Below are 12780 nucleotides of genomic sequence, written 5' to 3' on the forward strand. Positions count from 1 at the left end.
AATTTACTACCCCGATGTCAGTCATGGCTGACCCCCAGATAGGCGTCGATGACCTCTTGGTTGTTGCGCACCTCGTCGGGTGTGCCGTCACCAATTTTCTTGCCGTAATCCATCACGACGACCCGGTCGCTCAGGTCCATCACAACACCCATGTCGTGTTCAATCAGAGCAATGGTGGTGCCAAATTCGTCATTCACGTCGAGGATGAAGCGGCTCATATCCTCTTTCTCTTCGACGTTCATACCCGCCATGGGTTCATCCAACAGCAGCAGCTTCGGCTCCGCCGCCAAAGCGCGCGCAAGCTCCACCCGTTTTTTCAACCCGTAAGGCAGGCGTGACACAGGCGTCTTGCGGATGTGCTGGATCTCGAGGAAGTCGATAATCCGCTCAACCGCCTCACGATTCTCGGTCTCTTCCGCTTCGGCCTTCCCCTTCCACCAAGCCTGTTGAAGGATGTTGGTCTTCATAAAGCTCAGGCGTCCGGTCATGACGTTGTCCAGGACGCTCATGCCTTCGAACAGGGCAATGTTCTGGAAGGTCCGCGCAATCCCCTGCTGTGCCACCTCAAACGGCCGCATCGGAGGGCGCTTGGAGCCGTGGAACCAAACCTCCCCCTCCTGCGGGACATAAAACCCCGAGATCACATTCAGCATCGAGGACTTGCCCGCCCCATTTGGCCCGATAATGGCGCGAATCTCACCCTCTCGAATATCAAACGAGATATCCTTGATCGCAACCACACCGCCAAAACGCAGGGTGATGTTCTTCATCTCCATCACCACACCGCCGATCTTGCGGCCGTCTTCGGTGACATATCCTTCGGAATTATCCAGCATCAGCCTCTCCCAGACTTACGCAAAAACGGGACGGCGGGCGGGGCGATGACCGCAGGTCGAGCGGCGCTCAAACGGCCCATCATTCCGCAGCGACCTTGTGCTGCGCGACCGACACAACCGGCGCATCAACGATCTCAAGCGTTGCAGAAATCGACCCTTTGCGCCCATCCTCGTAGGTCACTTCGGTTGTCGTCGAAACGCTCGAAGATCCGTCATAAAGCGCGGCGATAATGTCGTGGAATTTATCCTCGACAAAGCCGCGACGCACCTTACGGGTCCGAGTCATCTCGCCATCATCAGCATCCAGTTCCTTGTGCAACACCACAAAACGATGCACCTGACAGCCCGACAGCATCTCATCCGCTGCAACCGACTTGTTCACCTCTTCCACGTGCGATTTAATCGTCTCTAACACACGCGGATGGCCCGCCAGCTCCTGATAGGACGCATAAGCCACGTTGTTGCGCTCCGCCCAGTTTCCGACCGCCGTCAGGTCGATATTGATGAAGGCCACACAGCGATCCTTGCCGTTCCCAAACAGCACGACCTCTAGAATATCGGGATAGAACTTTAGCTTGTTTTCGACATATTTCGGCGCGAACATCGACCCGTCAGCCATTTTGCCCACATCCTTGGCGCGGTCGATGATCCGCAAATGGCCCGAGCTTTCCTCGATGAACCCTGCATCCCCGGTCGCAACCCAACCCTCAGCATCCTTGGTCGAGGCCGTCGAGTCCGGGTTGTTGTAGTATTCAACAAACACACCTGGTGAGCGGTAGTGGATCTCGCCGCTCTCGTCGATTTTCAACTCAACCGCAGGAGCCGGAACGCCGACCGTATCCGCCCGAACCTCTCCGTCCGGCTGTTGCGTGATAAAGACAGTCGCTTCGGTCTGACCATAGAGCTGCTTCAGGTTGATGCCCAAGGAGCGGTAGAAATCAAAGATTTCCGGCCCGATGGCCTCACCCGCCGTATAGCCGACGCGGAACCGGCCATAGCCGAGCGTATCCTTCAAGGGGCCGTAAACCAGCATGTTGCCCAGCGCGTATTTCAGCTTGTCGCCAAAGCCCACCGGCTTGCCGTCCAACAACAGGCCGCCGACCTTTTTGGCATGCGCCATGAAATGATGGAACATATTGCGCTTAAGCTTGCCCGCATCCTCCATCCGGATCATCACATTGGTCAGCTGCGTTTCAAAAACGCGCGGTGGGGCAAAGAAATAGGTCGGCCCGATCTCACGCAGGTCGGTCATCATCGTGTCGGCGCTCTCGGGGCAGTTCACGCAGAAGCCGCACCAATAGGCCTGACCGATCGAGAAGATGAAATCGCCCACCCAGGCCATCGGCAGGTAAGACAGAATGTCTTCGTTCCGGGTCAGATGATCGAACTCGGCCGAATTCTTGGCACTTTCAATGACATTCCGGTTCGACAGCACAACACCCTTGGGCTTGCCCGTCGTGCCGGAGGTGTAGAGCATCACGCAAGTATCGTCATAAGTGATCGCCGCGATGCGCTTGTCCAGCTCGGTATCGAACCGCGCGTGCCCAGCGCTGCCCTCGGCCATAATGTCCTCAAGCGCGTTCATCTGAGAGTGGTCATACTTCCGCATCCCGCGCTTGTCGGTATAGAGGATGTGTTTGACCTGATGCAGGTTTTCTTGAATCTCGATGACCTTATCGACTTGCTCCTGATCGCCGCAGACGACAAATTTCGCGCCGCAATGTTCCAGCACATAGGCCATCTCTTCGGCGACCGAGTCCTGATACAGAGGCACCGGAACCGCGCCCACCATCTGAGCAGCCACCATCGACCAGTAATGCGCCGGACGGTTGCGACCGATGACAGCGATGTGGTCGCCTTTCTCAACGCCCAACTCCAGGAATCCAAGCGCGATGGCGCGGATTTCCTTGGCGGCCTCCGCCCAGGTCCAGCATTGCCAGATCCCGAATTCCTTTTCTCGATAAGCCGGGGTATCCCCGAACTCTGTCGCATTGCGATGTAGCAGCGCCGGAAGGGACTGCATCCCTTCAGCGCCCGACTGCGTCTGAGCCAATCTCTTTCTCCTCCCCACCCGACCCCTCCCCGGGTCGGAAATGGCAGGTCCGGGATGGTGCCCGAACGCCAATGCCCCGATTAGGAGCACAGTCACGATCAGCGTCAAGTTTTGCCTGATGTTTTCTCAATTCTTACGAATTGTAACAGGGTCAGACGGACTCGTTTCGTCCAATCGAACATGCGCTCTCAAAGATCAGCGCAATCGAATATCCGCACACATATGAGCATACGTCATTCCACCTCGGCCTTGCAGGTTTATCCTGGGTCATTTTGAGATACGCACCTTTCAGCGTACTCTGATTGGTGTTGAGTGACTGAGTGGCCAATTCAGCTGGCTGTTGTTTAGGGGGGAAACCAATGTCCATTCAAAAAACTGCACGAGAGTTCTTTGAGGCATGCGAAACCGGCAAAGGCTGGGACGGCTGTAAGGACTTCTGTCACGACGGGGCCACGTTTTCAGCGCAAGCCGATGCTCTGGTCGATGTGACAACACTAGAAGGCTACGCCGACTGGATGAAGGGGCTGCTAACTCCGATTCCAGATGGGCACTATGAGCTAAAATCTTTCTCGACTGACGATGACCGTGGAATCGTGAATGCATTTGCTGTTTTCCACGGAACCCATTCAGTAGATGGTCCGGTTCCGGCCACCGGCAAAACAATCGCGGCCGACTACGTTTACGCGATTGAATTCGATGGCGACAAAATTCGGCATATGACGAAAATCTGGAACGATGCGCATTCCTTGAAGCAGCTTGGCTGGGCTTAACATTCGAAGATAGGAAACCCTGCGGAAAATCCCGCTGGGTTTCTTTTCTATTCTTTCATTTGGAGACCTTAACTCGGGTTTTGCCAGACGTTCACAACCAATCCCGCAGTATCGGAATCAGCGGTACATCCGCCGCCGGCATCGGGTAATTGCGCAGATCATTCGCCCGCACCCATTTCAGCGCCTGACCCTCCTTGGACTGCGGTATCCCCTCCCATTTGCGGCAGGCAAACAGCGGCATGAGCAGGTGGAAATCGTCGTAGCTGTGGCTAGCGAAGGTCAGCGGCGCGAGGCAAGAGGCCCAAGTGTCGATACCCAGTTCCTCGTGCAATTCGCGGATCAAGGCAGCCTCGGGGGTTTCGTCGGGTTCGATCTTGCCGCCGGGGAATTCCCACAGACCAGCCATGGATTTGCCCTCGGGTCGTTGGGCCAGCAAGACGCGGCCCTCGATGTCGATCAGAGCGACTGCAGATACCAGAACTGTCTTCATGAACGATAATCCGCGTTGATCTCGATATAACCATGGGTCAGGTCGCAGGTCCAAACGGTGGATTGGCCCTCGGCCAACCCAAGATCGACTGCGATCACAAGGTCTTGGCCTTTCATGTAGGCGGCCGCGTCTTCTTCACGATAGTCGGGGCTGACCCAGCCTTTTTCAGCGACCAGAATATCGCCAAAGGAAATGCTCAGCAGGTCGCGATCGGCGGCGGCACCGGATTTGCCGATGGCCATGACGACTCGGCCCCAATTGGGGTCCTCACCCGCGATGGCGGTTTTCACCAGAGGGGAGTTCGCAATCGCCAGCCCATGCACCTTGGCATCTGCGTCCGAGGCGGCTCCGGTCACGCGGATTTCTACGAATTTCGTCGCCCCTTCGCCATCGCGCACAACTTGCTGCGCAAGGTCCAGCATCACGGTTTCCATCGCCTCGGCGAAGGCCGCGTTCCCGGTAGCATCAACACCCGACGCACCTGTCGCGCACAGCAACAGGCTGTCCGAGGTCGAGGTATCGCTATCGACGGTGATGCAGTTGAAGGTCCGGTCGGTCTGCGCGCCCAGCATGGATTGCAGCGCCGACTGGTCAACCTCAGCGTCGGTGAAGATGTAAACCAGCATCGTCGCCATATCGGGCGCGATCATGCCCGATCCCTTCGCAATGCCTGCAATAGAGACTGTTTTGCCATCGATCTCGACCTGCGCAGAGGCCCCTTTCGGGAAGGTATCGGTGGTCATGATGGCCCGCGCCGCGTCCTCGATGGCATGGCGACTGAGACCGGATTTCAACGCCTCAAGCTGCGAGACGATGCGATCATGCGGCAGAGGCTCTCCGATCACGCCGGTGGATGAGGTGAAGACCCTCTCAACCGGAACGCCGGTCGCCTTGGAAACCGCTTGCGTCACCTCAGCGACCGAGTTTTGGCCGTAGTGGCCGGTGAAAGCATTGGCATTGCCCGAATTCACCAAAATCGCCGCAGACCCATCGCTGGAACCACCGATCTTGTCCTGACAGTCCAGCACCGGAGCGGCGCGTGTAGCCGAGCGCGTAAACACCCCAGCCACGGACGTGCCGGGATCGAGAACCGCCAACATGACGTCGGTCCGGCCTGTGTAGCGCACCCCCGCCTCAACGGTTGCAAAACGCACTCCGTCAATCGCGGGCAGGTCGGGGAAACCGGCAGGGGCCAGTGGCGAGGTTTTGGTGATCGTGGCCACGGGTTTTTACTCCTGAATCAGGTCCAGCTGGCGGATGACTTCAGGACCAACTCCTTCAAGGGCGGTGCGTTCGATCTGAGCCTGTTGGGTCAACTCATCAATACGGGCCTGAATAGCCTCTTGCTGAATGGTCTGGGCCAGTTCATCGCGCACGGCCTCAAGCGCGGGGGCTTCAGATTTGCGCTTGTCGTTCAGGATCACCAAATGCCAGCCGAACTGCGTTTGCACCGGGTCTGAGATTTGACCTTTTTCAAGACCCAGCACGGCGTTTTCAAACTCAGGCACCATCTGGCCCTTACCGAACCAGCCCAGCGCACCGCCATTGGGGCCGGACGGCCCGGTCGAATGCTCGCGCGCCATCTCGGCAAAGTCGGCGCCGTCATCAAGTTGCGACTTGAGCGCTTTGGCCTCGTCCTCGGACTCAACCAGAATATGGCTGGCATCGAACTCGTCTTCACCTTCAAATTCGGCAAACTGCGCGTCATAGGCCGCTTGTACCGCCTCATCCGTCACAACATCGTTGGTCAGGGCGTTCACAGTCTGCACCGCCAGCAAAGAGCGTGTTTCATTGTCCAGCGTCAGAGCGTTTTGTTGGGTCAGCTCTTCCTGCTGTTGGCCCAGCAATTGCTGTTGGATCAGCTGTTCAAGCACGAAGTCATACAGCACATCATCCTCGATCTGCTGATATTGCTGCGGCAATGCTGCGACGGTGGCGACAACGTGACCCAGTGTGATCTCGTCCCCGTTGACCGTGGCCAGAACGGTGCCTGCGTCTGGCTTGGTTTCGGCGGCCAGCGGCAGCGCCATCACGGCGGTCAAAGCCAGCGATGGCAGAAAAGTGAGGCCTTTGGGCATGGAATCATCCTATTTCTTTGCCGCGACAGGGCGCAGCGTTGACACTTCAGAACCTGCCGCTTACATCGCTTTGAAGCCTTGGACAGGGCCGCCTTTCACCCCCCGTATCTATGGGTTGCGCGCAAGGTGGGCAAGCCTGTCGCAACCAAGACAAGAACAGATCCGCTGGAGTGAACATGCTGGGACTCGGAACGCTCGCCAAAAAGGTGTTCGGAACACCGAACGACCGCAAGATCAAGGCGACCCGCCCCCTGATCGAAAAGATCAACGCGATGGAACCCGAGTTCGAAAAACTCTCTGACGAGGGTCTGGTCGAGAAGACTGCCGAACTGCGCAAACGTGCGCTGGATGGCGAGAGCCTGGATGACCTGCTGCCCGAAGCTTTTGCCAACGTGCGCGAGGGTGCCAAACGCGCGCTGGGTCTGCGGGCCTTTGATGTGCAGCTAATGGGCGGCACCTTCCTGCATCAGGGCAATATCTCGGAGATGAAGACGGGTGAGGGCAAAACGCTTGTGGCGACATTCCCCGCCTACCTGAACGCCCTGACCGGCAAGGGCGTGCATGTCGTCACCGTCAACGAATACCTGGCCAAGCGGGATGCCGAATGGATGGGCAAAGTCTTTGCCGCGTTGGGTATGACCACCGGTGTGATCTGGTCGGGCCAGCAAGATGCCGAGAAGAAAGCCGCTTACGCGTGTGACGTGACCTACGCCACCAACAATGAGCTTGGCTTCGACTATCTGCGCGACAACATGAAGGCCGATATGGCCGATATCTATCAGAAATACCACAATTTCGCGATTGTGGATGAAGTCGACTCGATCCTGATTGATGAGGCGCGGACGCCACTGATCATCTCGGGTCCGGCGCAGGACCGTTCGGACCTGTACACAGCGATTGATGCGCTGATCCCGAGCCTGAGTGATGATCACTACTCGCTGGACGAAAAATCCCGCAACGTGACCTTCACCGATGAGGGCAACGAGTTTCTGGAACAACAACTGATCGCCGCGGGCCTGATCCCCGAGGATCATTCTCTATATGATCCCGAAAGCACCACCGTGGTGCATCACGTCAATCAGGGTCTGCGTGCGCATAAACTGTTCCAGCGAGACAAGGACTATATCGTGCGTGACGGCAACGTGGTGCTGATCGACGAATTCACTGGCCGTATGATGCCGGGCCGTCGCCTGTCGGAAGGTCTGCACCAAGCGATCGAGGCGAAAGAAAACGTCCAGATTCAGCCTGAGAACGTGACTCTGGCCAGCGTGACCTTCCAGAACTATTTCCGCCTCTATGACAAGCTGGGCGGCATGACCGGGACAGCGCTGACCGAAGCCGAAGAATTCCAGGAAATCTACGGTCTGGGTGTGGTCGAAGTCCCCACCAACCGTCCGATTGCGCGTCTCGACGAAGACGATCAGGTTTATCGTACCGCGATGGAGAAATACGGCGCGATTATCTCTGAAGCGAAGAAGGCCCAGGAAAAGGGTCAACCGGTTCTGATCGGCACCACCTCGATCGAGAAATCCGAAGTCCTCAGCCAGATGCTGAACAAAGAAAAAATCGAACACAACGTTCTGAACGCCCGCCAGCACGAACAAGAGGCCCAGATCGTGGCCGATGCGGGCCGCTACGGTGCGGTGACCATCGCCACCAACATGGCCGGTCGTGGTACCGACATTCAGCTGGGCGGCAATGTGGAAATGAAGGTTCTGCAGGCCCTGGCCGAAAACCCTGAGGCCGATCCAGCCGAGCTGCGCGCTGCGGAAGAGGCCAAGCACGCCGAGGAAAAACAAAAGGTTCTGGATGCGGGTGGACTGTATGTCATGGCCTCGGAACGCCACGAAAGCCGCCGCATCGACAACCAGCTGCGGGGCCGATCGGGCCGTCAGGGCGATCCGGGACGCACGGTATTCTACCTTAGCCTCGAAGACGACCTTATGCGCATCTTCGGTTCAGAACGTCTGGATAAGGTACTGACCACACTGGGCATGAAAGAGGGCGAAGCCATCGTGCACCCCTGGGTCAACAAATCGCTGGAACGCGCGCAATCCAAGGTCGAAGGCCGCAACTTTGACATGCGCAAGAACGTTCTGAAATTCGACGACGTAATGAATGATCAGCGTAAGGTGATCTTCAGCCAGCGGCGCGAGATCATGTCAGCCGACGACCTGTCAGAGATCGTCTCGGACATGCGCGAGCAGGTGATCGACGATTTGATCGACGAATACATGCCGCCGAAATCCTATGCAGATCAGTGGGATACAGATGGGCTGCATGAGGCGATCAAGGAAAAGCTGACCATCGATGCCCCGGTTCAGGACTGGGCCGCCGAGGAAGGCGTGGATGATGAACAGTTGCGCGAGCGTCTGGTTAAGGCCGCCGATGAGATGATGGCGCAAAAGGCTGTCGCATTCGGCCCCGAGAACATGCGCAACATCGAAAAGCAGGTCCTTCTGCAGACCATCGATGGCAAATGGCGCGAGCATCTTCTGACGCTGGAACATCTGCGCTCGGTCGTTGGATTCCGGGGCTACGCTCAGCGCGATCCGCTGAACGAGTACAAGAACGAAAGCTTCCAGCTGTTCGAAGGCATGCTGGACAGTTTGCGCGAAACCGTGACTCAGCAATTGTCGCGCGTGCGCCCGCTGACCGAGGAGGAGCAGCGCGAGATGCTGGCGCAGATGGCGGCCCAGCAAGCGCAGGCTCAGCAAGCAGTTGATCAAGCTGCGGGTGCCGCCGAGGCCAAGGCCGAGGCCGTCGCGTCGGGCGATGCACTGCCCGGCTTTGACGAGAATGATCCGTCGACCTGGGGTAATCCTTCGCGCAACGATCCTTGCCCCTGTGGCTCGGGCAAGAAATTCAAACACTGCCATGGCAGGTTGACCTAACGTCAACAAATACCAGTCACAATCGCTCCGCTTCGCGGCCACAAATTGGCCGCGATTTTTAACGAGAGTGCGACTCGCTCCTTCAACTGGGGAGGGTGTTTTGTTCGTAGTCAGAAATTACGTGACCATGTGCGGCACAGTCGCCTGTGCCTTGGGTATTGGTTACCTGATGCAATATGGTGCGCCTGCGCAGCCGAACGGCGCGCAGGAACCTGTCGCCGTGGCTTCTGTCGCGGATCAGGCCTCGGTCATTGCCGGGCTTGAGCGTATCGTGCAAACCTCTTCCTCTGACGAGACCCCCTCTCAACCGATTGAGCGCCCTTCGCCGAAGGCCGCACAAAAGCACACCAATTGCAGCATCAGCGCGCGTGCCACCGCCCAAATGGGTGCCAATGCACGGCTGCGGATCAAGGCCCCCTGCCGCAGCAATGAACGTGTTGAAATCCACCACAGCGGTCTGACGCTGACACAGCAAACCGACGAAAACGGTGCCTTGGATCTGACCATTCCGGCCCTATCCGAATACGCCATTTTCCTGATCTCATTCGAGGATCAGACCGGCACGGTCGCCACCACTCACATCATGGACATTGACCAGTTCGACCGGGTCGCATTGCAATGGCAAGGTCAGACCGATCTGCAAATCCACGCCTTGGAGTTCGGCGCAAGCTATGGAGAGCCGGGGCATATATCGGCCAATAGCGCATCGCAGGGCGCGGGTTCTGTGGTCCATCTGGGCAGCGCGGGCTTCCATGATGGGCAGAATATCCAGATCTATTCTTTCCCGGCTGCGCGTTCGGAACAGACCGGATCGGTCGCTTTGACGGTTGAAACCGAAGTGACTGAGGCCAATTGCGGGCGCGATCTGAACGTCCAGTCTTTGGAACTGCGCAGTGATCGCCGGCTGCGGTCGCGCGATCTGATCCTGACGATGCCTATCTGTACCGAAGTCGGTGAGTTTCTGGTGTTGAATAATCTGTTCCAAGACCTGACAATCGCGGCAAATTAAACCGCAGGCAGGCTCGACCTTCTCATGACACTTTTTCGTGCGGCGCTGGCCGTACTGTTTTCTGTTTCGCTGGCTGTTTCAGCCGCAGCGCAGGATATTATTCTGACATCGCATGATGGCAAGATCGAAGTCTCCGGCACCCTGCTGGGCTTCGACGGTGAATTCTACCGGGTCGACACCCAGTTCGGAGAGCTGACAGTCGATGGCTCCGGCGTCACATGCGACGGCCCCGCTTGCCCCAGCCTGACCGATTTCGTGGCCGAGGTCCGGTTCTCGGGATCATCCGTCATGGCCGAGACGGTCCTGCCTGCCCTCATCATCGGCTTCGCCCGGCAAGAAGGTCTGACAGCAACCCCATCGCGCGTGAACGCGCGCAGCTTTGCCTATGAGCTGCGCCAGCCAGACCGCACGGCCCCTCTCGCCCGCCTGTTCTTTCGCGTTGGAACGACGGATCAGGGGTTTGCCGACCTCATGGACAACGACGCCGATATCGTGATGGCGCAACGCGAAATCCGGGATGAGGAACGCGATGCGGCCGAGGCTGCAGGTCTGGGCGATCTGACCCATCCCCGCCGCGCGCGGATTGTGGCGCTGGATGCGATCGTCCCAGTGGTTGCGCCAGAGAATACCGTTCAGCAGATCTCACCTGCGGATCTGGTCCGTGTTCTGTCGGGCGAGATCACCAACTGGACAGACCTGGAAGGGCCGGACGCTCCGATTGCCCTTCACATGCCGGACGCCGGTTCAGGCTTGTCCCAGGATGTCGAGGATCAGCTACTCTTCCCCGCTCAGGCAGTGCTGTCCGAAGGCGTTCTCCGCCACGAGCGCAATCGCGATCTTGTACAAGCAGTGGCCAATGACCCGTTTTCGATCGGCATCACGACGCAGGCGGCCTCAGGCTCGACCCGCGCACTGCCTTTGGCTGGAGGCTGCGGACATGCCCTTGCTGCGACCCGCCAGTCAATCAAAACCGAGGATTACCCGCTGACCTCTCCGATGTTCCTCTACCTGCCACAACGCCGCCTGCCTCGGATCGCGCGCCAGTTTCTGGCCTATACCCGCTCAGGCGACGCGCAGATGGCGATACGGCAGGCCGGGTTTGTCGATCAAGCGACCGAGAACCTGCCCATTGGGCTGCAAGGGGATCGTCTTGCCAATGCCATCGTTTCCGGAGGGGCCGAGGTCGGGCTGGAAGAGCTTCAACATATGGTCGAAACTCTGCGGCCATTATCTAGACTGTCGATCTCCTTCCGGTTCGAGCCGGGAAGCTCTCGCCCGGATGCGCAATCACGGTCCAATATTCTGCAATTGGCCCAGGCACTTGAGTCCGGCAGTTTGACCCCTCGCAAGCTTGTCTTTGCCGGGTTCAGCGACGGGGATGGAGGCGCCAGCGCCAATGCCCGGATCGCCCATCGCAGGGCGCAAACCGTACGCAACGCGGTTCTGGCCGCCATTGAGACCGAAATCCCCGACAGTATCAAGATCACAACTGAAGGCTTCGGAGAGGCGATGCCCATGGCCTGCGATGACACTGAGTGGGGCCGAAAAACAAACCGACGGGTTGAGGTTTGGGTGAACTAGAGAGTGACGATGTCGGACAGAAACTCGGACGAAACCGCCTCTGCAAGCAATGAGTGTTCCGCCAGCCGCGCGGAGACCATGTATGATCTCTAGATACGCGACGCTCTTTCCGGTGAGACGCAACACTATGCACAAACCCCGTGACGCATTTGGATAAAGGCAAAATGGACGAAAGCGAGAAGCTGTCCTCATCAAAATGAATCGGACAAATTGGAACTCTCAACCCAGACAACAACTTCAGTCGTTTGGGCAATCAACTGAAAACACAACTCTTCCCGTCACAAATACCCCTCGGACCGGAAGCTCAGCTCGGTTGATTTTCCGATGATCAGGTGGTCGTGCAGGGTCAGCCCCAAAGCCGTGCAGGCATCCTGAATACGGTTGGTCATGTCGATATCCGATTGCGACGGTGTGGGATCGCCCGACGGGTGGTTATGCACCAGAATCAGGGCTGAGGCGTTCAGTTCCAACGCCCGTTTCGCCACTTCGCGCGGATAGACCGGCACGTGATCGACGGTGCCCTTGGCCTGCTCCTCATCTGCGATCAGGACGTTCTTACGGTCCAGAAAAAAGACTCTAAACTGTTCAATTTCGCGATGTGCCATGGTGGTATGGCAATAGTCCAGCAAGGCATCCCAGCCCGAAATCACATGTCGCTGCATCACCCGCGAGCGGGCCATGCGATGGGCGCAGGCCTCCAGGATTTTCAGATCGGTGATGACGGTTTCGCCAACGCCTTTGATTTGACGCAACCGTTCTTCAGGCGCAGTCAAAACGCGGTTGAAGTCCCCGAACGTATCCATCAGCAGCCGGGCCAGCGGTTTCACGTCCTGACGCGGGATGGATCGAAACAACACCAGTTCCAGCAACTCATAGTCCGGCATAGCGCCCGAGCCGCCAGACATGAACCGTTCGCGCAGCCGCTTGCGATGGTCTTTGATGTAGGAGGGTAACCGACCCGTCGGCAGCGGCTGCGCTGGCGCTTCGTCCGTATCGAAAAGCATCGGGGCTTCGGCAAAGGCGTCCTGTGTCATGGGCCTTACCTTGGCGCAGAATCGGTTTCTGAAAG

Annotated in this window: 10 protein-coding genes; 4 read left to right on the forward strand and 6 right to left on the reverse strand. The window is 57.9% G+C overall.

Features of this window, described 5'->3' with window-relative positions:
• Positions 1–17 precede the first annotated feature (17 nt).
• Together ACR3FB_RS16595 and ACR3FB_RS16600 are read right to left on the reverse strand one after the other, a co-directional pair.
• Complete coding sequence (locus ACR3FB_RS16595) at positions 18–836, reverse strand: ABC transporter ATP-binding protein (RefSeq protein WP_170380262.1); 819 nt, start codon at positions 834–836, stop codon at positions 18–20.
• Between the two features lie 79 nt (positions 837–915).
• Positions 916–2859 (reverse strand): AMP-binding protein, encoded by a 1944-nt coding sequence (locus ACR3FB_RS16600; RefSeq protein WP_170720950.1) that lies wholly within the window; start codon positions 2857–2859, stop codon positions 916–918.
• Between the two features lie 389 nt (positions 2860–3248).
• On the opposite strand from ACR3FB_RS16600, the gene ACR3FB_RS16605 reads away from it, so the two are divergent.
• Complete coding sequence (locus ACR3FB_RS16605) at positions 3249–3659, forward strand: nuclear transport factor 2 family protein (protein WP_170680770.1); 411 nt, start codon at positions 3249–3251, stop codon at positions 3657–3659.
• Positions 3660–3750: 91 nt separating this feature from the next.
• Here the strand turns inward: ACR3FB_RS16605 and ACR3FB_RS16610 are convergent, their stop codons facing one another.
• Genes ACR3FB_RS16610 through ACR3FB_RS16620 form a run of 3 tightly spaced genes read right to left on the reverse strand, consistent with a single transcriptional unit; the run spans position 3751 to position 6227 of the window.
• Positions 3751–4149: a (deoxy)nucleoside triphosphate pyrophosphohydrolase gene (locus ACR3FB_RS16610; RefSeq protein WP_170640962.1), complete on the reverse strand. Its 399-nt coding sequence runs from the start codon at positions 4147–4149 to the stop codon at positions 3751–3753.
• Positions 4146–5372, reverse strand: a complete 1227-nt coding sequence (gene argJ, locus ACR3FB_RS16615) for a bifunctional glutamate N-acetyltransferase/amino-acid acetyltransferase ArgJ (RefSeq protein ID WP_480566123.1) — start codon at positions 5370–5372, stop codon at positions 4146–4148. The genes ACR3FB_RS16610 and argJ overlap by 4 nt, the downstream gene beginning before the upstream one ends.
• Positions 5373–5378: 6 nt before the next feature.
• Entirely contained in the window at positions 5379–6227 is an 849-nt protein-coding gene (locus ACR3FB_RS16620; protein ID WP_480566121.1) for a peptidylprolyl isomerase, read from the reverse strand.
• Positions 6228–6403: 176 nt separating this feature from the next.
• Between ACR3FB_RS16620 and secA the strand changes: the two genes are divergently transcribed.
• The 3 genes from secA (at position 6404) to ACR3FB_RS16635 (ending at position 11711) form a co-directional block, all read left to right on the forward strand.
• Positions 6404–9121: a preprotein translocase subunit SecA gene (gene secA / locus ACR3FB_RS16625; RefSeq protein WP_480566119.1), complete on the forward strand. Its 2718-nt coding sequence runs from the start codon at positions 6404–6406 to the stop codon at positions 9119–9121.
• Positions 9122–9221: 100 nt separating this feature from the next.
• On the forward strand, positions 9222–10130 hold the full coding sequence (locus ACR3FB_RS16630) for a hypothetical protein (protein ID WP_480566117.1): 909 nt from the start codon (positions 9222–9224) through the stop codon (positions 10128–10130).
• A 24-nt stretch (positions 10131–10154) separates the two neighbouring features.
• On the forward strand, positions 10155–11711 hold the full coding sequence (locus ACR3FB_RS16635; protein WP_480566115.1) for a phosphate ABC transporter substrate-binding/OmpA family protein: 1557 nt from the start codon (positions 10155–10157) through the stop codon (positions 11709–11711).
• A gap of 278 nt (positions 11712–11989) precedes the next feature.
• Here the strand turns inward: ACR3FB_RS16635 and radC are convergent, their stop codons facing one another.
• The gene (gene radC, locus ACR3FB_RS16640) at positions 11990–12745 is read right to left on the reverse strand and encodes a RadC family protein (RefSeq protein WP_480566113.1); all 756 of its coding nucleotides are present in this window, start codon (positions 12743–12745) and stop codon (positions 11990–11992) included.
• Positions 12746–12780: the final 35 nt, after the last annotated feature.

Source organism: Ruegeria sp. AO1, from assembly GCF_056535985.1.